20 protein-coding genes and 1 pseudogene are annotated in these 22,767 nt (G+C 74.4%); 10 read left to right on the forward strand and 11 right to left on the reverse strand.

Annotation, left to right across the window (positions count from 1 at the left end):
* The 4 genes and pseudogenes from O7604_RS05510 (at position 1) to O7604_RS05525 (ending at position 5,165) form a co-directional block, all read left to right on the forward strand.
* Positions 1–1,008 (forward strand): cytochrome d ubiquinol oxidase subunit II, encoded by a 1,008-nt coding sequence (locus O7604_RS05510; protein ID WP_269702273.1) that lies wholly within the window; start codon positions 1–3, stop codon positions 1,006–1,008.
* Complete coding sequence (gene cydD, locus O7604_RS05515; protein WP_281579037.1) at positions 1,005–2,684, forward strand: thiol reductant ABC exporter subunit CydD; 1,680 nt, start codon at positions 1,005–1,007, stop codon at positions 2,682–2,684. The genes O7604_RS05510 and cydD overlap by 4 nt, the downstream gene beginning before the upstream one ends.
* A 20-nt stretch (positions 2,685–2,704) precedes the next feature.
* Positions 2,705–4,420: pseudogene (gene cydC / locus O7604_RS05520) on the forward strand (thiol reductant ABC exporter subunit CydC); the annotation flags it as partial.
* Between the two features lie 61 nt (positions 4,421–4,481).
* Positions 4,482–5,165, forward strand: coding sequence for a permease prefix domain 1-containing protein (locus O7604_RS05525; protein ID WP_281579038.1), 684 nt, complete (start codon positions 4,482–4,484; stop codon positions 5,163–5,165).
* Positions 5,166–5,179: 14 nt separating this feature from the next.
* Here the strand turns inward: O7604_RS05525 and O7604_RS05530 are convergent, their stop codons facing one another.
* The gene (locus O7604_RS05530) at positions 5,180–5,521 is read right to left on the reverse strand and encodes a helix-turn-helix transcriptional regulator (protein WP_013473973.1); all 342 of its coding nucleotides are present in this window, start codon (positions 5,519–5,521) and stop codon (positions 5,180–5,182) included.
* A gap of 145 nt (positions 5,522–5,666) precedes the next feature.
* Between O7604_RS05530 and O7604_RS05535 the strand changes: the two genes are divergently transcribed.
* From O7604_RS05535 to O7604_RS05545, 3 genes are all read left to right on the forward strand, one after another.
* The gene (locus O7604_RS05535) at positions 5,667–6,611 is read left to right on the forward strand and encodes a DNA primase (RefSeq protein WP_281579039.1); all 945 of its coding nucleotides are present in this window, start codon (positions 5,667–5,669) and stop codon (positions 6,609–6,611) included.
* A 40-nt stretch (positions 6,612–6,651) separates the two neighbouring features.
* On the forward strand, positions 6,652–9,069 hold the full coding sequence (locus O7604_RS05540) for a transposase (protein WP_269702280.1): 2,418 nt from the start codon (positions 6,652–6,654) through the stop codon (positions 9,067–9,069).
* Positions 9,070–9,191: 122 nt separating this feature from the next.
* On the forward strand, positions 9,192–10,412 hold the full coding sequence (locus O7604_RS05545) for an ABC transporter substrate-binding protein (protein ID WP_269702282.1): 1,221 nt from the start codon (positions 9,192–9,194) through the stop codon (positions 10,410–10,412).
* Between the two features lie 124 nt (positions 10,413–10,536).
* On the opposite strand, the gene O7604_RS05550 is transcribed toward O7604_RS05545, so the two are convergent.
* From O7604_RS05550 to O7604_RS05565, 4 genes are all read right to left on the reverse strand, one after another.
* Positions 10,537–11,130, reverse strand: coding sequence for an ATP/GTP-binding protein (locus tag O7604_RS05550; protein ID WP_269702284.1), 594 nt, complete (start codon positions 11,128–11,130; stop codon positions 10,537–10,539).
* A gap of 1 nt (position 11,131) precedes the next feature.
* The gene (locus O7604_RS05555) at positions 11,132–11,509 is read right to left on the reverse strand and encodes a DUF742 domain-containing protein (RefSeq protein WP_091416218.1); all 378 of its coding nucleotides are present in this window, start codon (positions 11,507–11,509) and stop codon (positions 11,132–11,134) included.
* A 100-nt stretch (positions 11,510–11,609) separates the two neighbouring features.
* The gene (locus O7604_RS05560; RefSeq protein ID WP_013283992.1) at positions 11,610–12,014 is read right to left on the reverse strand and encodes a roadblock/LC7 domain-containing protein; all 405 of its coding nucleotides are present in this window, start codon (positions 12,012–12,014) and stop codon (positions 11,610–11,612) included.
* On the reverse strand, positions 12,011–15,664 hold the full coding sequence (locus O7604_RS05565; RefSeq protein WP_281579040.1) for a nitrate- and nitrite sensing domain-containing protein: 3,654 nt from the start codon (positions 15,662–15,664) through the stop codon (positions 12,011–12,013). Before O7604_RS05565 ends, O7604_RS05560 begins: the two co-directional genes overlap by 4 nt.
* Positions 15,665–16,166: 502 nt before the next feature.
* Here O7604_RS05565 and O7604_RS05570 point away from each other — a divergent pair.
* Positions 16,167–16,463, forward strand: a complete 297-nt coding sequence (locus tag O7604_RS05570) for a hypothetical protein (protein ID WP_269702288.1) — start codon at positions 16,167–16,169, stop codon at positions 16,461–16,463.
* Here O7604_RS05570 and O7604_RS05575 read toward each other — a convergent pair whose 3' ends face one another.
* From O7604_RS05575 to O7604_RS05590, 4 genes are read right to left on the reverse strand one after another with little or no spacing between them, the layout of a single operon-like run.
* Positions 16,464–17,540, reverse strand: coding sequence for an adenosine deaminase (locus O7604_RS05575; protein WP_252453230.1), 1,077 nt, complete (start codon positions 17,538–17,540; stop codon positions 16,464–16,466).
* Positions 17,541–17,591: 51 nt separating this feature from the next.
* Positions 17,592–18,014: a PPOX class F420-dependent oxidoreductase gene (locus O7604_RS05580; protein WP_281579041.1), complete on the reverse strand. Its 423-nt coding sequence runs from the start codon at positions 18,012–18,014 to the stop codon at positions 17,592–17,594.
* A complete protein-coding gene (locus O7604_RS05585; protein ID WP_269702294.1) occupies positions 18,011–18,586 on the reverse strand; it encodes an NAD(P)H-dependent oxidoreductase in 576 nt (191 codons plus the stop codon). Before O7604_RS05585 ends, O7604_RS05580 begins: the two co-directional genes overlap by 4 nt.
* The gene (locus O7604_RS05590; protein WP_281579042.1) at positions 18,574–19,194 is read right to left on the reverse strand and encodes a hypothetical protein; all 621 of its coding nucleotides are present in this window, start codon (positions 19,192–19,194) and stop codon (positions 18,574–18,576) included. Before O7604_RS05590 ends, O7604_RS05585 begins: the two co-directional genes overlap by 13 nt.
* 57 nt (positions 19,195–19,251) lie before the next feature.
* On the opposite strand from O7604_RS05590, the gene O7604_RS05595 reads away from it, so the two are divergent.
* Both O7604_RS05595 and O7604_RS05600 read left to right on the forward strand, forming a co-directional pair.
* Positions 19,252–19,725 (forward strand): MarR family transcriptional regulator, encoded by a 474-nt coding sequence (locus tag O7604_RS05595; RefSeq protein WP_269702299.1) that lies wholly within the window; start codon positions 19,252–19,254, stop codon positions 19,723–19,725.
* Positions 19,726–19,728: 3 nt separating this feature from the next.
* Positions 19,729–20,580: a putative RNA methyltransferase gene (locus tag O7604_RS05600; RefSeq protein WP_281579043.1), complete on the forward strand. Its 852-nt coding sequence runs from the start codon at positions 19,729–19,731 to the stop codon at positions 20,578–20,580.
* Positions 20,581–20,586: 6 nt separating this feature from the next.
* Here O7604_RS05600 and O7604_RS05605 read toward each other — a convergent pair whose 3' ends face one another.
* Both O7604_RS05605 and O7604_RS05610 read right to left on the reverse strand, forming a co-directional pair.
* Complete coding sequence (locus O7604_RS05605; protein WP_269706920.1) at positions 20,587–21,267, reverse strand: DUF4272 domain-containing protein; 681 nt, start codon at positions 21,265–21,267, stop codon at positions 20,587–20,589.
* A gap of 101 nt (positions 21,268–21,368) precedes the next feature.
* A complete protein-coding gene (locus tag O7604_RS05610) occupies positions 21,369–22,649 on the reverse strand; it encodes a thymidine phosphorylase (RefSeq protein WP_281579044.1) in 1,281 nt (426 codons plus the stop codon).
* Between the last annotated feature and the right edge of the window lie 118 nt (positions 22,650–22,767).

Genomic DNA, 22,767 nt, shown 5'->3' on the forward strand with positions numbered 1-22,767 from the left:
GTGGAACTCGCCTGGTACGCCCTGCTCGGCCTCTTCTTCGCCACCTACCTCGTGCTCGGTGGCTACGACTACGGCGTCGGCCTGCTGCTGGCCCGGCGCGGCCCGAGACCGGGAAGCCGCGCCACGCTCACCGCGCTCGGGCCGTTCTTCCTCGGCAACGAGGTCTGGCTGGTCGCCGCCGTCGGCATCCTGTTCGGCGCGTTCCCCCGGCTGGAGGGCGAACTGCTCTCCGGCTTCTACCCGGCGGTGCTCGCCGCGCTGGCCGGTGTGGTCCTGGTGACCGCCGGGGTGCAGTTGCGCAGCCGCCCGGCCTCCGCCACCGCTCGCGCCGGTTGGGACCGGGTGGTGGTGGCCGGCGGCATGCTCGCCGCGCTGGGCTGGGGCGCGGTGCTCGGCGGGCTGCTCCAGGGCGTGCCCTTGAGCGCGGACGGGCACGTGGTCGGTGTCGGCCATCTCGCCACCCCGTTCGTCGCCGCCGCCGCGCTGGCCCTGCTCGCGCTGGTCGCGGTGCACGGTGCGACGTTCCTCACGCTCCGGCTGCCGGCCGCCGACGCCCCGGCACTCGCCCGGCTGGCGAGCGGCCTGGTGCCCGCCGCACTGGTCGCGGTCGGCTCGGCCACCGTCCTGGGCCTGCTCTCCGATCGGGTACGCGCCGCCGTGGCGCGACCGGCTGTGGCCGTACTCCTGCCGTTGGCGCTCGTGGCGGCGCTGCTGGCGGCCCGCGCGGCGCTGCGGCGGGGCCGGGCCGGGGTGGCCTTCGTGGCGACCGCGACCGCGCTGGCGCTGCCCGCGCCGCTGATCGGGGCCGCGCTCTGGCCCCGGATCCTGGTCTCCACCGCCGACCCGGCGGCGTCGCTGACGGTGGCCGAGGCGGCCGCGAGCCGTCCGACGCTGGCCCTGTTGGGATGGCTCGCGCTACCGCTCCTGCCGGCCCTACTAGGCTTTCAGGCAATGTGCTGGTGGGTGTTCCGGGGACGGATCGACGGCAGGGCACCGGTGTACTGGTGAACCGCCGCCCGTTCGACCCGCGTCTGCTGCGTCGGGTCCCCGCGGCCCGGCGCGACCTCGCCGTGCTCGCGGTGCTGGGCGGGCTCACCGCGCTGCTGGTGATCGCGCAGGCCACCGCGCTGGCGACGCTGCTCGCCACGGCGTTCGACGGCCGGCTGCACCGGCCGGCACTGGCCGGGTTCGTGGCGGCGGTGGCCGGGCGGGCGCTGGTGAGCTGGGCGCAGGGCACCGTGGCGGCGCGGGCCGCCGCGACGGTCAAGGCGGCGTTGCGCGCCGACCTGCTCGGCGCGGTCGGCCGGCACGGCCCCACCTGGGTCGCCGGGCAGCGGGCCGGGCAGCTCGCCACGCTGGCCGGGCGCGGCCTGGACGCGCTCGACCCCTACTTCACCGGCTACCTGCCGCAGCTCGTGCTCAGCGTCACGGTGCCGGTGGCGGTGCTCGCCCGGATCGTGTTCGCCGACTGGAGCTCGGCGCTGATCATCGCGCTGACCATCCCGCTCATCCCGATCTTCGGCGCGCTGCTCGGCTGGCAGGCGCAGGCCGCCACCGAGCGGCAGTGGCGACGGCTGTCGCTGCTCGGCGGGCACTTCCTCGACATGGTGGCCGGGCTGCCCACGCTGCGCGCGTTCGGTCGGTCCCGGGGGCAGGTCGACGTGGTACGCCGGATGGCCGACGGCCACCGCCAGGCCACCATGAAGACGCTGCGGATCGCGTTCCTGTCCGCGCTGGTGCTGGAACTGGTCGCCACGCTCTCCGTCGCGCTGGTCGCGGTGCCGATCGGCATCCGGCTGCTCGGCGGCGGCATCACGCTCTCCACCGCGCTGCTGGTGCTGCTGCTCACCCCGGAGGCGTACCTGCCGCTGCGGGCCGCGGGCAGCCGGTTCCACGCCAGCATGGAAGGCCTAACCGCGCTGGACGAGGCGCTCACGCTGTCGGCGGCCGACGCGCCCGCCACCACCGAGCCGCGCCATCCGGCGCCGGGCGGCCGCAGCGAGATCCGCTTCGAGGGCGTCACAGTCGCGTACGACCGGACCACGGCGCTGCGCGACGTCACGCTGACCGTCCGGCCCGGCGACCGGGTGGCGATCATCGGGCCCAGCGGCGCGGGCAAGAGCACACTGCTCAACCTGCTGCTCGGCTTCGTCGCCCCGACATCCGGCCGGATCACCGTCGACGGGGTGGACCTGGCCGGGGTCGACCCCGACGCCTGGCGGCGCGAACTGGCCTGGGTTCCGCAGCGGGCGCACCTGTTCGCCGGGTCGCTCGCCGACAACATCTGCCTCGGCGCACCGGACACCCCGGATGCCACGCTCGCCGCCGCGGTCACCGGCGCCGCGCTGGACGAGGTGGTGGGCGCCCTGCCCGACGGGCTGGACACCCGCCTCGGCGAGCGCGGCAACGGCCTGTCCAGCGGGCAGCGGCAACGCGTCGCGCTGGCTCGCGCGTTCCTGCGGGACGCGCCGATCGTGCTGCTCGACGAGCCGACCGCGCGGCTGGACAGCGCCAGCGAGGCAGTGGTGCTGGATGCGACGCGGCGGCTGGTCGCCGGGCGTACCGCGCTGCTCGTCGCGCACCGGCCCGCGCTGCTCGCCGACGCCGACCGGATCCTGCGCGTCGAGGACGGCCGCGTCACCGAACTGCACCCGACCGCCGCCGGCCCGGCGGTGCCCCGATGATCCCCGGCGCGGAACGCGCGGTACTGCGCCTGGCCCGGCCCTACCTGAACCGGCTGCTCGGCGCCGGGCTGCTCGCCGCCGCTACCGAGTTCGCCGGCCTGGCGCTGATGGCCACCGCCACCTGGCTGCTGATGAGCGCCGCCGGCCGGCCGCCGCTGGACCGGCTGACGGTGGCCATCGTCGCCGTCCGGGCGCTGGCCGTCAGCCGGGGCGTGTTCCGGTACACCGAACGGCTCGCCGGGCACGACGCCGTCCTGCGCATGATCACCGACGTACGGGCCCGCGTCTTCGCCACGCTCGCCGCCCGGCGCGAGACCGGCCGCCGTACCGGGGACGCGCTGAGCCGGCTGGTCTCCGACGTGGAGGCGGCCCAGGACCTGCTCCTGCGCGTCCTGGTGCCGGGAGCGGCGTCGGCACTGGTCAGCGTGCTCGCCGTCGGCGTCGCCGCGCTGATCTCGCCGCCGGCCGCCGGCGTGCTCGCGATCGGCCTGCTCGTGGCAGGCGTGGCGCTGCCCACGCTCGCCTCCCGGATCACCCGCCGCGCCGCCGACGAGGTGGCCCCGCTGCGCGGCGCGCTCGCCGTGGACGCTGTCGACCTCACCCACGGCGCCGCCGACCTGGCCGCGTTCGGGGCCACCGGCGCCGCGCTCGCCGCCGCCGACGAGCGGGCCGGACGGCTGGCCCGGCTGGAACGCCGGCTCGCCGCGACCGGCTTCGCGGTGGACGCGCTCGGCGTCCTCGTGGCCGGCCTCACCGCCGCCGCCGTCGTGGCCGTCGCGCTGCGCGCCGACGTCGGCGGCGTGCTCGTCGGCGTCCTCGCGGTCGGCTCGCTCGCCGCCGTGGAGGTGGCCCTCGCGCTGGTCGCGGCGGCCCGTCAGCGCACCCAGTTGCGGGCCGGGCTGGCCCGGGTCGCGGACCTGCTCACCGAGCCCGCCACGGCGACGCCGCGGACCGCGCCGGAGCCCGCGCTCGACGGCCACGACGTGCGGTTCACCGACGTGACGGTCCGCTACCGGGCCGGCGCCGCCCCCGCCCTGACCGGGTTCGACCTCGACCTGCCGGCCGGCCGCCGGGTGGCGGTGGTCGGGCCGAGCGGCGCCGGCAAGAGCACCCTCGCCGCCGTGCTCACCGGCGCGGTACGCCCCGACACCGGCCAGGTCACCGTCGGCGGCGTGCCGGTGTCCGAGATCCCGGCCGAGCATCTGCCCCGGGTGGTCGGCGGCCTGCTCGCCGAGGCATACGTCTTCCACGCCACAGTCAAGGAGAACCTGCTCCTCGGCCGGCCGGACGCCACCGAGGCGGCTCTGGTCGCCGCGACCCGGGCGGCCGGCCTGCTCGACTGGGTACGCGAGCAGCCCGACGGCTGGGACACGGTGGTCGGCGAGCAGGGCGGGCAGCTCTCCGGCGGGCAACGGCAGCGGCTCGCGCTGGCCCGGGCGCTGCTGGCCGCCCCGCCGGTGCTGGTGCTCGACGAGCCGACCGAAGGGCTCGACCCGGCGGCCGCCGACGCGGTGCTGGACTCCACGCTCGCCGCCACCCCGGCCGGGCACTCGGTGCTGCTGATCAGCCACCGGCTCAGCGGCCTGGCCGGACTGGACGAGATCGTGGTGCTCGAGGACGGCCGGATCGCGCAGCGCGGCCGGCACGACGAGCTGGTGGCACGACCCGGCTGGTACCGGGAGCAGTGGCTGCGCCAGGAGGCGGCCGAGCGCGGCTACCTGGCGATCACGCCCTGACACCCGGCCGATCGGGGTTTTCCCTGACGCGGCCGTCGCCCTCCGGTGGCAGGCTGGGCGCATGCGGGTGCATGAGGAGGCAGTGGTCGACCAGCGGCTGCACGAGTTGTCCACGCGGCTGCACGGGCCGAACCGGCTCAAGACCGACCTGCTGACCGAGGCGCGGCACGCGCTGGAGGACGCCGTCGAGGCGTACCGGGAAGGGGGCCTGCCGCGCGCGGAGGCGGAGCGGCGGGCGGTCGCCGAGTTCGGCAGTGACCGGCAGCTCGTGCCGGAATTCCAGGCCGAGCTGGCCACCGGGGCGCTGCGCGGGCTGGCGCTGCGCACGCTCCTGATCTCGGTGCCGCTGATCGCCGCCGGTGACCTGACCTGGCAGGGGTCGAGCTGGAGCGGCGGTCCCCCGCCGCCGCAGAGCTACCTGCTGCTCTCCGCCGGGCTGGACGTCATCTGGGCCGTGATCGCCACGCTGGCGCTGGCCGCGCTGCTGGTCGGCCCGCTCGCCGCCCGGTGGGGGTCGCGCCGGCTCGCCCGCTCGGCCCGGCTGATCGGTTTCGGTCTGACCGGCAGCCTGCTGCTCGGCGCGGTCGCCGGCGGCGCGCTGTTCGGCTGGTCGATCGGGCTGTGGGACGCCGCCCTCACCTGGCCTCCGATGATCATCGGCATGGTGGTGGTCTCCGCGGCCTGGTTCGCGCTGGCCCGGGCGGCCCGCTGCTGGGTGCTCGCCGAGCGGCGGCTGGCCGCCTGAGCGGCCGGGCACCGTCAGGCCGGGGCGGTGGGCGGTTCGTCCGCCCCGAGGAACCTGCCGACCGTGGCGCTGAACTCGCGCCAGCCGGCCCGCTCCCCCGCCAGCGCCCGGCCACCGGCGTCGGTCAGCTCGTAGGTCCGGCGCTCCCGGCCGTTCACCGTGCTCCACGTGCTCGCCACCAGCCCGGCCCGCTCCAGCCGGCGCAGCGCCGGATAGATGGTGCCGGTGGGCAGATCCAGCGTGCCGCCGCTGCGGGCACGCAACGCCTCGATGATCGCGTAGCCGTGCAGCGCGCCCCGTTCCAGCACGGCGAGCAGGAGCGCGTCCAGGTGTCCGTGCAGCGCCTGCGCCTTCATAGGTAGCAACGCTACTTGTCGTGCCGCCGCGACGCCATGGGGTGCGACTCCCGGTCGGAACGGTCGCCCACTAGGGTATGTGCGCAGAGTCACTCGGCAGCGCGACGCCGCCGGGTGGGCAACCCGAACGCACACGGAGGTCAGCGTGGCCCGCCAGTCGCCCCAACGGCCCGACGCCGACGAGCCCGAGCTCGACGACACCGACGCCGCCGCCGCGGCCGACGAGGTCGAGGAGGACCGCCCGCCGGCCGACCGCGCGCTCTGGGAAGAGGTGCGGATCGACCCGGTGGAGATCGCCCTGCCCGCCGGCACCGGCTTCACGCTGCGGGCCTACCGGTCGGCGCGCGAGCTGACCCCGACCGACGTCGCCGAGCGCGACCAGGACGACCCGTTCCTGGCCCGCCGCCAGGTCGTCGAGACCGAGGAGGACGAGGAGGTGGTGATCCTCGACGAGGAGTTCGCCGCCCTCTCCGCCGAGGAGGACGACGAGGACGAGGAGAAGGACGCCAAGTCCCGCCGCAAGGACAAGGCCGACGCCTCGGACGACGACAAGGCCGAGGACGACGAAGCCGAGGACGACGAGGACGAGGACGAGGCGGGCGACGAGGAGGTACCTGTCTTCCTCACCCACAAGGGCCGGCTCCTGCTGTTCAAGACCCCTGAGTCATTGGTCACTTTCATCCGTTCCGGTGCGCCCAACGACCTGTCCCAGCTGGACAGTTGGAACGAACTGTCCGAACGGCTGGAACCGGCCGACATCGCCCCGCTGGACGAGGACACGTACGAGCTCGACCTGGTGGTGGAGAACCTGCGTGGCGGCCACGACGCGTGGGATCACCAGCTGCTCATCGAAGCCGGTGAGATCGCCCGTGACCTGGCGTACGCCCTGCGGCTACCCGCCGTGCTGGACATGCTCTCGGCCGGCTCCAGCCTGGACGACCTGGACGAGGCGCTGCGGGCTTCCGTCAACGGGGGTGTCGGTGGTTTCCTGGGCCGTCGCCGCCTGAAGAAAATCGGGGCACAAACCGCAAGTCTCGGTTGGCGCACCATTGTCGGCAAGATCTCTGCGGTTGTGGACTGGCGCGACTGACCCGGAGCGGGGAGCATCAGTCTCTGGCAGTGCAAGACCTGTGTCCCGGGAGGAGGACGACGCCGTGGCGCTCGTGCGCGTGTACTGCGGTCTGGCCTCGGCAGATCCGGCCGACCGAACGGCTTCGGCCGGAACGACGCTGACGTCCGCTGTGGTCGACGACGCAGGCCGTCTGCTGCACGTCTGCGAGATCGGTGACGATCCCGCCGGTTACGCCCGGCTGGTCGCGCTGCTGGTGGAACGGTCCGGCGGTCCGAGCGGCGCGGCCATCGCCGCCGACAGCGACGACCACATCGTCACCTCTCTGCTGAGCGCCGCCGGCCGGCCGCTGGCGATCGCTGACGACGACTCGGTCGACGACTTCGCCGAGCGCTTCGCCGACGACGACTCCCTGGAGGAGATGCAGTCCCCGCCCGCCGAGCGCCGGGCGGTCGGGCTGGCCCGTGCGCTCCAGGCCGGCGCGCTCTCCGCGGTGACCCTCCCGGCGCCGCGTGAACTCGCCGGATACACGCAGGTCCTGGCCGCGCACGCGGCGCTGGCGAGCGGCCGGCACTCCGCCGCGGTGACGCTGCGCGAGGTGCTCCGCGAGCTCTACCCGGCCGCGCTGCGCGCGTACCCGGACCCCGCCGACCGGGTCGCCCTGGCGGTGCTCGACGCGCTGCCCGAGCCGGGCATGCTCACCGGTCCCGCGGGCCGTGGCGGCCGGGACGGCGCACTGGCCGCCGACGCCGTGGTCGCGCAGCTGTCCGGCGAGGGGGTGGCCGACGCCGACGCCGTCTCCGACGCGGTGACCGCGCTCCGGGTCGCCATCTCCGAGACGCCCCGGCGGGCCACCGTCAACCGCACGCTCACCGCAGCCGTCGCCGAGACCGTCCGGCAGGCCGTCGCCTCGGTGCGGACCTGTGACGCCGGCTGTGACGCGCTCGTCGGCGCGCTCGCCGAGCGCACCTCTCCCGCCCCCGCGACCGGCCGCCGGGCCGCCGCGCGGCGGGGCGAGCAGGTCGACGAGCTGGCCTCGACGCCCGCGGCCGACCTGCGTCCGGTGCGGTCGATCCCGCCGGAGCCGTACCGCGGCCGTCCCGAACCGGCCGGCGCACCCGAACCAGCCGGCGCACCCGAGCCGGCCGGCCGTCGCGGCCTTCCCGAGCCGGTCCCCGGTGGACGACGCAGCCGTCCGGAGCCGGTGTCCGGTCCGGCCGCCACGACGACGCCCCGGCCGCTCGGCCCGCCTCCTGTCGCGCCCGCGCCCGTCACGCCGCCGCCGGTCGCCCCGGCCCCGGTCACGCCCGCCGCTCCGGCGGCAGCACTGGGCCGCCCGGGATCGGTTCCCCCGGCCCGGCCCGAACCGACCGGCGCACCGCTGCCGTCGCGGGTGGACGGCCCCACCAACCGGCCGATCTCCGCGCCGCCACCGCCGCCACCCGGGATCACGCCGATCGCCCCGTCCCCGCGCGGCGCCGTGCCGCCGGCCGAGGCCGGCGAGCCGTTCCGCCCGACGCTCACCACCGCGGCGATCAACAAGGCGCGGGCCGAGCGGCAGCGCACCGTCATCCCGCCCCGCCCGAAGACCAACCAGAACCCGCACCAGGAAGCGCCCACCGGTGGATTCAGCGCCACCGACCTGAGCATCCCGGTGCCGGCCCCGCGCCCGCCCGCGCCGGAGGCGCCGCCGGGCTCCCGCGCGAACTGGCCGCTGGTGAACAACGAGGACGACAGCGCGCGGGAGCGGGAGGGCACCACCTACTCGTACGGGCGGGGCGTGGACGCGCCGAGCGACCCCGGCCGCGTCACCCCGCCGTGGCTCGCCGACGACCTGCCGCAGGAGCCGCCGATGCTGCGGCTCGTGGAGCCGCCGCCGCTCGCCGACCGGGCACTGCGCGACGAGATGAGCCGACCGGCCGACCCCGGCCTGGAGACGCCCCCGCTGCGCCTGGTCGACCAGGGCGACCCGGGTCGCGTCCCGCTTCCCGCCGCACCCGAGCGGCGGCCCGCCCCGAAGGAGCACCGTCCGCCGCCCGTCTCCGACGAGGGTGACGGCGACCTGCTGATCTTCGCGCAGGCGAAGTCCGCCTGGTTCGTCGGGCACGGCGACGAGGCCGACCTGGAGTGGTCGAGCACCGCCGACACCGGCTGGCAGGCGGCCGAGCAGGCGGCCCGCCCGTCCGTGGGCGCGGAGACCAAGGCCGGCCTGCCGAAGCGCGTGCCGCAGGCCAACCTGGTGCCGGGCTCCCCGCTGCGCGAGGAGCGGCCACTGCGGATCGTCCGGAACGCGGCGAGCCTCGCCGAGAACACCACCGGCTACTTCCGCGGCTGGCGGCGCGGCCAGGAGATCGGCGGCTTCGCCGTGGGTGGCCGCCCGGGCCGCGAGGCGGCCGGCGGCTGGGACTTCACCCGCGACACCGGCGACCGCGACGACGACCGGGAGTACGAGTACCGCTCGGCGGGCTACCGCTCCTGACCGGGGCTCGACGGGGTGTTTCATCCCACACCGGGGCGATTTGACGCTGGGCTGGACCGGCCGGGAACATACCCGGCGGACCAGCGGCGGCGCCTGTTCGCCGGGGTGGGAAGGCGATTCCATTGGCGACACCGGCGTTCGACTCCACTGTGCTCACCCGGCGGGGCGTCCTCGCTGCCGCTGCCGGTAGCCTGCTGCTCGCCGGGTGCGCGCCGCAGGGCCAGCGGCCCGACGACGGCCCGTCCAGCAGCGCGCCGAGCGACCAGGACCTGACCGTCGGCGCGAGCCTCGAGCTGACCGGTGCCGGGGCGCTGCTCGGCGTCGCCCAGCGACGTGCCCTGGAACTCACCGCCGACTCGCTCAACCGCACCGGCGTACCGGTCGGGAACCTGGTCCGGTCCGTCCGGCTCCAGATCCTGGACAACGGCAGCAATCCCGAGGTCGCCGCCCGCCATGCCGCCGATCTCACCCGGGCCGGCGCGCAGGCCCTCATCGGCGGTGTGCTCAGCGAGACCTCGGTGGCCCTCGCCGCTGCCGCCCAGCGGGTCAAGACGCCCTTCCTGTCCCTCGGCTACGGTGACCGCATCGTGGCGCCGCTGGACGAGCGCACGTTCACCTACAAGCTCACCCCCGACGCCGTGGACATGGCGCGTCGCCTCGTGGAGCTGTTCGAGTCGAAGCGGATCCGCCGGGTGTCCGTGCTGGCGGCCACCGGGCTGCACGGCGACTCGGGCGTACGGGCGATGCGGGAGGCGCTCACCGAGAGCAGCGTCGACCTGGCCCGCACGGTACGCCTGCCGGCGACCGGCCGGCGCTTCCGTGCCGCCGCCGAGCGGGTCGCGGGCGGCGAGCGGGACGGCGTGGTGGTCTGGGGTACCGCACCCGACTCCGGTGCCGCGGCGCGGGAGTTGCGCGCGGCGGGCCACCGCGGCCCGATCTTCTTCGACGCGGGCGCGGTCGCCGACGACACCGTGCAGGGGGCGAACGCCGACGCCGTGGAAGGCGCGTACGCGGTTCATCCGGCCTGTCTGGACGTCTCCGGGGCCACCGCCACCACGACGGCGCAGCTGGCCCGCCGTGACTTCGTCAACCGCTACACGCAGCGGCACGGCGTCAGCCCGGACTTCGCCCCGTACGCCTCGGACGCGCTCCAGCACCTCGCCACGTCGGCGCGGATGGCGACGAGCCTGGACCGGGGCCGGCTGCGGGCCCTCCTGCAGGCGCAGACAGTCGAGGGCATCGCCGGCGGGTACGCGTTCCGCGCCGACCGGCACGGCGGCATGGAGCCCGACTCGCTCGCCGTCTACCAGGTGTTCCGGGGCACCTGGACCCGGTACGCCTGACCTCGAGCGCCGTCCGGTGACCGTCCCACGTGGAGGGTCACCGGACGATCGCGCAACGTGTCCGACCCCGGACGGCAGGAAGCGCCCGGTGGCCCTGAGGCCGCCGGGCGCTTCCGCGCGTCGGTCAGGCGGGCGCGACGGCCCGCGAGCGCCGCATGGTGAGCACGTACTCGACAAGCGAGATCAGCACGTGCTTCGTGGACTCCCGGTTACGGGCGTCGCACGGCACCACCGGCACGTCGCGGGAGATCGCCAGCGCGTCCCGGACGTCCTGCGGATCGTGGTACTGCATGCCGTCGAAGCAGTTGATGGCCACCAGGTACGGCAGCCGCCGGTGCTCGAAGAAGTCGATGGCGGCGAAGCAGTCGGCGAGCCGCCGCGTGTCGACCAGCACCACAGCGCCGATCGCACCCCGGACCAACTCGTCCCACATGAACCAGAACCGCGTCTGACCCGGCGTACCGAACAGGTACAGGATCAGATCCCGGTCGATCGAGATACGACCGAAGTCCATCGCCACCGTGGTCGTCGTCTTGCCCGGCACCTGCCGGGTGTCGTCGACGCCGACACCGGCGGAGGTCATGATCGCCTCGGTGGTCAGCGGCGTGATCTCCGAGACCGAACCGACCAGCGTCGTCTTGCCGACGCCGAACCCACCGGCGATAACGATCTTCGCCGACGTCACGCGGCCGCTCTGGGCCGGCGGCCGGTGCGACATGTCAGAGCCTGCGAAGTCCACTCAGCACCCTCTCCAGCAGTTCAGTGCCCACCGCGTCGTCGGAGTCGTCCAAAATGGTCGGCTCGTGGACCGCGACCAGGCCGTCCGTCGCCATGTCGGCGATGAGCACCCGGGCCACGCCGAGCGGAAGCTGCATCCGCGCCGCGATTTCGGCGAGCGACTGCACACGTCCGTCACACAACGCGGCGATGTACTGGTGTTCACGACCTTGGCCACCATTGCCAGTGGCAACCGCTCGGCCGCGCACCGTCGTCTCGACGAGTGCCTCCAGGGCGATGTCGAGCCGGGGACGGGTACGACCGCGGGTAACGGCGTACGGCCGGACCAACGCTCCGGTCGGCTCGTCACGATCCGCCATTTCGCCGCTCACCTCCCTCGCACCCGGCACCGGCTCGCCCCGGTGACATTCGTCGCTGTCGTTGTTGTTCCCGCACCTGACCCACCGGCCAGCGCGTCATTCAGCCCATCATCCCCACAGCCGTGCGCGGCTGCGGCGTCAGGGCATCGCCCACCCGGTCCACGAGCAGGGCCATCTCGTACCCGACCTGGCCCACGTCGCAGCTCCGCGCCGCCAGCACGGCGAACGACGAACCGTCGGAGATGGACATCAGGAACAGGAAGCCGTTGTCCATCTCGACGACTGTCTGCAACACCGCCCCGCCCTCGAAGCAGCGGGCCGCGCCCTGGGTGAGGCTGACCAGACCGGACGCGATCGCGGCGAGCTGGTCGGCGCGGTCCCGCGGAAGGTCACGGGACGAGGCGAGAAGCAGGCCGTCGGCCGAGACCGCGACCGCGTGCGCCACACCGGGCACCCGGTCGGCGAAGTTGGCGAGCAGCCATCCGAGATCCTGCGTAGTAGTCATCCTTGTTGCTCCTTCTGCCCGCTCCCGGCCACCGGGCCTGAGCCAGACTGCGAGGACTGCTGCCCGCCCGGAGTGCCCTCCGGGCCGGTCGTGTTGCTGTCGGTGTTACGCCCGCGCTGCACGCCCCGATGGTAGGCCGAGAGCAGGCCCCGGACCCCCTCCGGCGTCCGGCGCTGCACCGAGGCAGAAGGCTTGTCGATGCTGCCCGGCACGAGCTGCGCCATCGGCTTCCGCTTCGGCAGGCCCTTCTGGGTGGTCTCCGCAACCGGGACCTCGGTGGCCGCCGAGGCGGCACGCCAGCCGTCGTCGGCCGCCGTCTGCCACGGGGAGGAGGGCTGCGGCGGCGCGGCCGGCTGCCGGGTGGGCAGCCCGCCGGTGTACGCGGGACGCGTGTTCCCGTTCGCCGCGCCGTTGTCACGCGGTGCTCCGCCGGCCGTCGGAGTGTGTGCCATCGGCGTGTTACCTGTCGTTGCGGGTGTCGGCTGCGGCACGGGCCGGCCGGCGGTGTCCACCTTGGCGAACTGCTGGGTGGCGTCGCCACCGTTCGCCGTCGGGGCCGGGGCCGCCGACTCCTCGTTGGGCCCGGGCCGGCGGGTGCGGAACCACGCCGACTCCAGCTCCCGGAAGATCGGCAGCTCCATCGTCTCGTCCGCGTACCGCTGGCGGTTGCCCGGCTGCTGCGGCACGGCCGGTCGTGACGCCGGAGCCGCCGGGGTGGCGGGCCGGGCCTCGGACGGCCGGTCCGCGGGCGGGGCGGCGGCGGGACGGCCGGTCGCCTGCTGCGGGGTGGCCGGCATCTCCGTGCGCGGCACCCGGGGCAGCTCGGTGGTCATGTCCATGCCGCTGGTGGGCCGTTCCGGCGCCACCGGCGCCGGGGTCGGCGCGACCGGGGGCCAGACCGGCGGGGCGCTGACACCCGGTGCGGGCACCGGACGCGCGGGCAGCTGGTTCGCCGGCGGCGCGGAGGCCGGGTGACCGGCGGTGGGCTGACCGGAGACCGGTGCGGCCGACGCGGGGTGCCCGGAGACCGGAGCGGCCGAGACCGGACGGTACGGCAGCGGGTCGCCGGAGACCGGCGCCGCGGAGACCGGGCGGCCCGAGAACGGGTCGCCGGAGACCGGGGCGGCCGAGACCGGGCGGTACGGCAGCGGGTTGCCGGAGACCGGCGCGCCGGAGACCGGGGGCAGCGGCGGCGCCGACACCGGCGGGACCGGCGGCGCGGAGACCGGCGGCGGGCTGTAGGGCCGCGCCTCCGGGCTGCTCGGCAGCTGGCGCGGGATGGCCGGCTGCTGACCGCTGGTGCCCGGGTCGCCCTCGCCCGGGTTGCGCCGCTGCGGCAGCGAGTCCATCGACTGGCCGTTGGAGGGCCGGCCGCCGAAACCGCCGTCCCCACCGGACGGGTTGGCACCGGTCAGGTCGGACCAGGCCGGCATGGCACGGCCGCCACCGGCGTTCGCCGGGGTGCCCGAGCCGTTGCGCGGCGCCGGGTCGAAGGCGCGTCCGCCGAGCGTGACCTGGTTGCCCGAGGAGCCCGGGTGCGGCGCCGGCGGCAGGCTCGGCGGGTTGTTGTTGCCGAAGGCGGCGAGGGCGCCGAACGCGGGCGCCGGACCACCCTGCTGCGGGCCGGCGGCCGGCAGCGCCGGTGCGCCCGGACCACGACCGGCCAGGGCACGCGGCACCAGGACCGAGGTCGGCAGCGTCACGTCGGCGACGGTGCCCCGGTCGGCTCCGGGTCGCAGCTCGACCCGGACGCCGTGCCGGGCGGCCAGCCGCGCGACCACGACCAGGCCCATCATCCGGGAGACCGCGACATCCACCTGCGGCGGCGTGGCCAGCCGCTCGTTGAGGTCACGGAGCTGCTCCGGGCTGATGCCGATGCCCCGGTCCTCCACGTACAGGGAGGCGCGGTCACCGACCCGCCGGGCCTCCACCATGACCTGCGAGTCCGGCGGGGAGAAGGCGGTGGCGTTGTCGAACAGCTCGGCGACGAGGTGCACCAGGTCGTTCACCGCGTGGGCGGCGACCTCGATGTCCCTGTCGATCACGCCGAACTCGATCCGGGTGTAGTGCTCGACCTCGGACTGGGCGGCGCGGAGCACGTCGATCAGGGCGGCGGGCTCGCGCTGCACACGGGTGGAGTCCGCGCCGGCGAGGACCAGCAGGTTCTCGTCGTTGCGGCGCATCCGGGTGGCCAGGTGGTCGAGCTGGAACAGCTCGGCCAGGCGGTCCGGGTCCTCCTCGCCGCGCTCCAGCCGGTCGAGGTGGCCGATCAGCCGGTCGACCAGGATCTGCGAGCGGCGGGCCAGGTTGACGAACATGGTCGCGACCGACGCCCGCAGGGCAGCCTGCTCGGCGGCGGTGCGGACGGCCTCCAGGTGGACCGCGTTGAACGCCTCGGTCACCTGGCCGAACTCGTCCTTGCTGCGCACCGGCAGCGGTTCGGCGATCTGGTTCGCCAGCTGGACCGGGGAGAGCTGGCCGGTCACCTGCGGGTCACGCAGCCGGGCGACCGCCTGCGGCAGCCCGTACTGGGCCACCGCCAGGGCGCCCTGGCGCAGGTCGCGCAGCGAGCGGGCCATCGAGCGGGCCACCAGGTACGCGAACAGGATGGCCAGCAGCAGCATGGTGAGCAGCAGGCCGGTCTCCAGGAACACCTGGCGCTGGGTGTCCGAACGCAGCGCGTCGGCCTGCCGGACCACGTTGCCGTCGAGCCGGGACTCCACGGTACGGATCAGCTTGGCGTTGGCGACCATGGTCTGGTCCCACTGGTCCGCCCCGAACGGGGCGTTCTCCATGGAGCCGTTGTTGTTGCCCGAGACGAAACTGGTGAAGCGGTCGGCCTTGCGCAGGTCGGGCCCGGAGACGGTCTGCTCGTAGAACAGCTTGTCGGGCTCGGTGGCGACCGCCTGGAACGTCGCCAGCGACTGCGACTGGCCGGTGCCGCTGGCGATGAACTGCTCGCGCAGCGCGGCGGTGTACTGGTTCTGGGTGAGCGCCTGGTGGACGACCACCCGGCGCTGGGTCAGGTATTCCTTCTGCCGGGCCACGGCGGCCGAAGCGCGCATCCGGTCGCTCAGGTCGTTGTTGCCGGCGAGCTGGGTGGCCGAGTCGCGGATCGCGAGCAGGTCCTCGATCAGCTGCCGGTACGCCTGGTCGGCGTCATTGATCTTGAGCTTGCCGTTCAGCACCTGGCTCCGGGTCGCCGGAAGGTCCTTCAGCTGGGTGTCGATCGTGTCCAGCAGCCCGACGAAGTTGCGGGGCAGGTCGTCGATCTCGCCACGCTGCCGCAGGTAGGGCGACTTCGCCTGGTCCACCCGCTGGTTGGCCCGGTTGTAGCCCTCCTGGTACTGCGCCCGGGTCTGGAACTCCTTCGCGCCGAGGAAGAGCACGGCGCCGACCCGCTCGTCCTGCACGGTGTCGACCAGGTCACCCGAGTAGCCGATCAGGTTGGCCAGATCCCCCGCCCGGTTGGCATTGTTGAGCGTCTCCAGGTGGTCGACCAGACCACTGGTGCCCACCACGACCGTGGCGATGGTCGGCACGATCATGATCAGACCGAGCTTGGACCAGATCGGCATGTCGCGCAGCCGACTCATCGGCCGGCGCAGCCGCGACAGGAAGGAGCCCGCCGTCGTTGGCCGTTTGCTCACGTCACCGCCCTCGCATTACCGCGCCCCGCGCCACCCTGAGGGCAACGCCGAGCGACCGACCCGGCGGGTCGGACCTCCGAGATTCCATCACGCCGCTCCGCAAAGAGAAAGACCAGGTTGTCCCTCACCAGAGGTGTGATGAGATGTTGATGCAATTTGATAGCAATCCGTCTGGCCGGAGTCACTGAAGGTAATGGAACACCCGCACCGCGTCGTCCTGCTCGCCGGCCCCTCCGGGTCGGGAAAGTCATACATAGCCCAGCGAACCGGACTTCCGGTGCTCTGCCTGGACGACTTCTACAAGGACGGCGATGACCCTACGTGTCCGCGTCGAAACGGACAGGTGGATTGGGAGTCCCCCTTGTCCTGGGATGCGGACATGGCGGTGCAAACAATCGCCCGACTGGCCCGGGAGGGCAAGGCCGAAGTGCCGGTTTATGCGATCGGCGCGGACCGTCGGGTAGCCACCCGGCCATTCGATGTCGACGGATCGCCAATCTTCGTGGCCGAGGGGATCTTCGCGGCCGAGATCGTGGCCGAGTGCCGGCGACTCGGGCTGCTCGCCGGGGCGTACGCGCTGCGCCGCCCGCGCGGCGCGACGTTCCTGCGCCGCCTCGCCCGGGATCTCACCGAGCAGCGCAAGGCGCCCCGGGTGCTGCTCCGGCGCGGAGTCGCGCTGCTGCGCGCCGAGCCGGCCGTGCTGCGCCGGCAGACCGGGCTGGGCGCCGAGGCGGCCCGGGCCGGGCAGGTGCTGCGCGGGGTGGCCGCACTGCTCTCCGGCCACCCCCGCCGGTCGTGATCAGCCGATCATCTCGGCGTACGCCGGCTTGATCACCTCGTCGATGATCCGCAGCCGCTCGTCGAACGGGATGAACGCGCTCTTCATCGCGTTGATGGTGAACCACTGGAGTTCCTTCCAGCCGTAGCCGAAGGCCTCCACCAGCAGCGCCATCTCCCGCGACATCGAGGTGCCGCTCATCAGCCGGTTGTCGGTGTTCACAGTCACCCGGAACCGCAGGTCGCGCAGCAGCCCGATCGGGTGGTCGGCGATCGAGGCCGCAGCTCCGGTCTGCACGTTCGACGACGGGCACAGTTCCAGCGGGATGCGCTTGTCCCGTACGTACGCGGCCAGCCGGCCCAGCACCGGCGGGTTGCCCGGGGTGATGTCGTCGACGATGCGGACGCCGTGGCCGAGCCGGTCGGCGCCGCACCACTGGATCGCCTGCCAGATGGACGGCAGGCCGAACGCCTCACCGGCGTGGATGGTGAAGTGGAAGTTCTCCCGCTGGAGGTACTCGAACGCGTCCAGGTGCCGGGTGGGCGGGAAACCCGCCTCCGCGCCGGCGATGTCGAAGCCGACCACCCCGGTGTCGCGGTGCCGCACGGCCAGCTCGGCGATCTCCTGCGAGCGGGCCGCGTGCCGCATCGCGGTGAGCAGCGTGCCGATCCGGATCGGGGTGCCGGCCTCGGCGGCCAGCGCGCTGCCCTCCCGGAACCCGGTGACCACCGCGTCGACCACCTCGTCCAGGGTCAGGTTCTGCTCCAGGTGCTGCTCCGGCGCGAACCGCACCTCGGCGTAGACCACGCCGTCGGCGGCCAAGTCCAGAGCGCACTCGCGAGCGACCCGGCGCAACGCGGCAGGGGTCTGCATGACCGCCACCGTGTGCGCGAACGTCTCCAGGTAGCGCTCCAGCGAGCCGGAGTTCGCCGCCTCGGTGAACCAGACACCGAGCGCCGCCGGGTCGGTGGTGGGCAGTTCGTGACCGACCTCGGCGGCCAGCTCGACGATCGTCGCGGGCCGCAGGCCGCCGTCGAGGTGATCGTGCAGCAGCGCCTTCGGGACCTTGACGATGTCCTCGTACGAGATTGCGACCATGCTCAGACCCTAGTCACCCCCGGTACGGGCGTGGCGGTGGACCGGGCCGGTTCAGGGACGCCAGCCGTACACCCGCTCCACCCCGAGCCGGAGCACCACCCGTCCGTCGGCCACCATCGCGGCCCGGTACTCGGCCCAGTCCGGGTGCTCGCCCCGGATCCGGCGGTAGACCTCGACCAGTTCCTCGACCGTGGCGTCGTCGGTGGCGGCGGCCGGCGGGGTGAGCGTCACGGTGCCCTCGGCGACCGCGTACGCCCCGCCGTCGGCGGTGGTCACGTGGAAGCTGGCCCGGGGGTCGCGGCGCAGGTTGCGCACCTTCGCCCGGTCACCTGTGGTGGAGCAGCGGATCAGGCCCGGCTCGGCCAGGTAGTCGAGGTTGGACAGCTGGGGGCGGCCGTCCCGGCGCAGCGTGGCGAGCACCCCGCGCCCGCGCTCGCCGAACAGCTCCCACAGCCGTGCGCTCACCGCGCTCACCGCGCCACTCCGGTCCGCAGCGGCGCGAGCGCGGTGGCCAGCCGGGCGAGCCGGTCGAGCATCAGCGCGGCGGCCTCCTCGCGGCCCGGGTCGGGTCGCAGCTCGCCCTCCTCGTCCAGCGCCTGCCGCAGGAAGACGACCACCTGGTCGTTGACCGGGGTCATGTTCAGCGTGGTCACCACCTGCTTGATCATCTGCACCGCGCGCAGGCCCCCGGAGGTCATGCCGTAGCTGACGAAGCCCACCGGTTTGTGCTGCCACTCGTGGTAGAGGTAGTCGATCGCGTTCTTCAGGGGCGCGCTGAAGCCGTAGTTGTACTCCGGCATCACCAGGACGAAGGCGTCCGCGGCGTCGATCTCGGCGCTCCAGGCGCGGGTGTGCTCGTGCAGGTAGACCCGCTCGGACGGATGGTGCGGCTCGTCGTGGAAGGGCAGTCCGACGTCGGCCAGGTCGAGGAGGCGTACCTCGTCGAAGCCGGCGTGGCGGACGGCGGCGGCGGTGAACCAGTCACCGATGCGGCGGCCGACCCGGCCGGGGCGGGTGCTGGCGACGATGACGGTCAGGCGGGGCATGGTGAGGTCACTCCTGTCGGGACGGGGGCCGGGGCGGTGAGCCGGGGAACGAACCAGGCGACGATCGGCCCGATGCCGATCGCGTAGAGCAGGGTGCCGGGGCCGACGGCGCCGCCGAGCAGCCAGCCGACCGCCAGCACCGTCACCTCGATCCCGGTGCGGGCCGGGCCGAGCGGCAGGCCGCGGGCGGCCAGACCGGTCATCAGCCCGTCCCGCGGGCCGGGGCCGAGGCGGGCACCGAGGTAGAGCGCGGTGGCGAGTCCGTTGAGCAGGACGCCCGCGACCAGCAGGCCGATCCGGCCGGCGAGCGGGTCCACCGGCGGCAGCACTGCCAGCGTCGCGTCGAGGGCCAGGCCGACGAGTGCGACGTTCGCGACGGTGCCGATGCCCGGGCGCTGCCGCAGCGGGATCCACAGCAGCAGCACCAGCAGCGCCACGCCGTTGACCAGCAGACCCATCGGCAGGCCGGTGCGGTCGGCGAGGCCCTGGTGCAGCACGTCCCAGGACGCGAGCCCGAGGTCGGCGCGGACCATCAGCGCGACGCTGACGCCGAACAGGGCCAGGCCGGCGACCAGCCGCACCAGCCGCGACGGCAGTTTGGTTGACATGTCATCAACCTAGGGCGCAACTTGGTGACATGTCAACAACACCGGTACGATCACCGCATGGACGAACCGCGCTGGCTGGACGAGCAGGAGGACCGCGCCTGGCGCGGCTACCGCCGCATGCGCCGCCTGCTCGACCTGGAACTGGCCCGGGAGCTGATGCAGGACGCCGGTCTCTCCGAGCCGGACTACGACGTCCTGAGCGACCTGTCCGAGACCCCGGAACAGCGGCTACGCCTCAGCGAACTGGCCGACCGGATGCTCTGGTCCCGCAGCCGCCTGTCCCACCACATCTCCCGGATGCAGCAACGCGGCCTGGTCACCCGAGAGGAGTGCGCCACCGACGGCCGCGGCTCGGTCGTCGTCCTCACCCCGGCCGGGCGCCGGGCCGTCGAGGCCGCCGCGCCCGGGCACGTCGCGGCCGTCCGCCGGCACCTGATCGACCGGCTCACCCCGGCCGAGGTGGCCGCGCTCGGCACGCTCAGCCAGCGGGTGATCGACCACCTCACCGGCCGCCCGGCAGCGGAGGGCTGAGCCGTGGACGATCGCATCCTCGCCCGGCTGCGCTGCCCGGTCTGCGCCGAGCCGCTCACCGGGACCACCGCCGGCACCGCACGCGCACTGCGCTGCCCGCGCGGGCACAGCTTCGACATCGCCCGGCAGGGGTACGTCAACCTGCTCACCGGCCGCGCCCCGCACACCGGGGACAGCGCCGAGATGGTCGCCGCCCGCGCCGGCTTCCTCGCCGCCGGCCACTACGACACCGTCGCCGCCGCGCTTTCCACCACAGCGGTACGCGTCGCGGGCGTCGACCCGTACCCCCTGGTGGTCGATGCCGGCGCCGGGACCGGGCACTACCTCGCGGCGGTGCTGGCGGCGTTGCCGGACGCCGCCGGCCTGGCCCTGGACGTCTCCAAGCCGGCGCTGCGCCGCGCGGCCCGGGCGCACCCGCGCGCCGCCGCCGCGCTGGCCGACACCTGGCAGCGGCTGCCGCTGGCCGACCGGTCCACCGCCGTGCTGCTGAACGTGTTCGCGCCGCGCAACGGCCCGGAGTTCCACCGGGTGCTCGACCCCGGCGGCGCGCTGCTGGTGGTCACCCCGGCCGCCGACCACCTGACCGAACTCGTCGACGCGCTGGACCTGCTGCGGGTGGACCCGGACAAGGCCGACCGGGTCGCCGGCAGCCTCGGCGCCCACTTCGCCGAGGAGTCCGCGACAGCGCACCGGGCCCGGCTCGCGTTGACCCGCGCCGAGGTCACCACGCTCGTCGGGATGGGGCCGAGCGCCTGGCACGCCGACCCGAAACGGCTCGCCGCGCGCATCGCCGCGCTGCCCGAGCCGGTCCCGGTCACGCTCTCGGTCCGGCTCGGGGTGCACCGCCCGCGCTGACTCCGCTCAGGTGGAGAGGTCGACCTCTTCCCAGCCCGGCGGCTCGTCGTGGTACGGCCCCCGCAGCACCACCGCCCACTCCAGCGCCCACCGGCGCTGCCCGATCGCGTTGGCGTCCACCAGCCCCGGCAGCGCGCGCCCGGCCTTCTCGGTCTCCAGGTACGCCCAGTCCAGGCAGTAGTGCAGGTCGAGCAGCGCCGCGGCGTCACCGGGGTGCTGCGGCGCGGCCAGGATCCGGGCCCGCCACTGACCGAACGTCTCCCCCGCGACCAGGTTCGGCATCCGCTCGACCAGCCGCTCGTCCACCGGAACCGTCGGGTCCAGTTCCTTCGCCAGCCCGAGCACCCAGGCCAGCGAGAACAGCGCGTCGTGGTGCAGCACGAACGACCTGTGGTCGCCCCGGCCGCCCATCACGAACTGCCACTCCGGCGGCGTCACCGAGTCGACCAGGTGCGACTCCAGCAGCCAGCTCATCGCCGCCTGCGCGGGCATCCCGAAGCAGCGGGCCAGGATCACGTGCAGCACCGCGATCCGCGACTCGATCTCCGGGGTCGGACGCAGCTCGATCTCGTCGCCCGGCTCCCAGACCAGGGGGAACTGCGGCGGTGGCAGCGGAAGACCCAGCCGGGACAACTCGTCCAGGCTCGCCTCCCGGACGGCCCGGGGATCGGGAGCGGGTACGCGCACGGTCAAGCCCCTGTCTGCTCACCTCGGCTCGTCGCCGGCCGATCCCCCCTGGCCTGGGAGGATAGCGGCTCCGGCCGGGCCGGCACCATGGCCGGTCCCGGTCAGCCGATCCGCTCGACGACCAGTGGCGTCGCGTCCGGCGCGTCCGGCGCGATCCGCACCGCGCGGCGCGCCTCGGCCAGCGCGGCGGGCATCCGCTCGGCGTGCTCGGCCCGCAGCTCGAACAGCGGGTCGCCGACACGTACCCGGTCACCGCGGCGCTTGTGCAGCACCACGCCGGACGGGATGCTCACCGGGTCCTCCTTGCGGGCCCGGCCCGCGCCGAGCCGCCAGGCGGCCACCCCGATCGCGTACGCGTCGACCTCGGCGACCCAGCCGTCCTCGGTCGCGGTGACCAGCTCGACCTCGTTCGCCGTGGGCATCGGGGCGTCCGGGTCACCGCCCTGCGCCCGGATCATCGTGCGCCAGGCGTCCATCGCCCGCCCGTCGCGCAGCGCGGCGGCCGGGTCGGCGTCCGGCAGGCCGGCCGCGTCGAGCATCTCCCGGGCCAGCGCCAGCGTCAGCTCCACCACGTCGGCCGGGCCGCCACCGGCGAGCACCTCCACCGACTCGGTCACCTCGACCGCGTTGCCCACTGCGAGGCCGAGCGGGGTGGACATGTCGGTGAGCAGGGCGACGGTCCGTACGCCGTGCGCGCCGCCCAGCTCGACCATGGTGCGGGCCAGCTCGCGGGCGTCGTCGACGTTCTTCATGAACGCGCCGGAGCCGACCTTCACGTCGAGCACCAGCGCGCCGGTCCCCTCGGCGATCTTCTTGCTCATGATCGAGCTGGCGATCAGCGGGATCGCCTCGACCGTGCCGGTGACGTCGCGCAGCGCGTACAGCTTGCGGTCGGCCGGGGCGAGCGCGTCGCCGGCCGCGCAGATCACCGCGCCCACGTCGCGGAGCTGGGCGATGAACTCGTCGTTGGTGAGCGCCGCCCGCCAGCCCGGGATCGACTCCAGCTTGTCCAGCGTGCCGCCGGTGTGGCCGAGGCCCCGGCCGGACAGCTGCGGCACCGCCGCGCCGCACGCGGCCACGAGCGGGGTCAGCGGCAGGGTGATCTTGTCACCGACGCCGCCGGTGGAGTGCTTGTCCACCGTCGGCCGGGACACCGGCGACAGGTCGAGCCGCTCGCCGCTGGCGATCATGGCGGCGGTCCACCGGGCGATCTCCGGCGCGGTCATGCCGCGCAGCAGGATCGCCATGGCCAGCGCCGACATCTGCTCGTCGGCGACCAGACCCTTGGTGTACGCGTCGACCACCCAGTCGATCTGCCCGTCGCTCAGCACACCCCCGTCCCGCTTCGCCCGGATGACGTCAACCGCCGTAAAAGCACTCACTTCTCAAGATCCAATCAATTTGATCGCGCGTGGCCGCACCGACCCGCGAACGGTGACCAGGTCCGGCCGGGGCCGACCGTGCCCGGCGGAGGGATCAAGCCTGACCGCCCGGAGCCGG

The organism is Micromonospora sp. WMMA1947 (genome assembly GCF_027497355.1).
Classification (GTDB): domain Bacteria; phylum Actinomycetota; class Actinomycetes; order Mycobacteriales; family Micromonosporaceae; genus Micromonospora.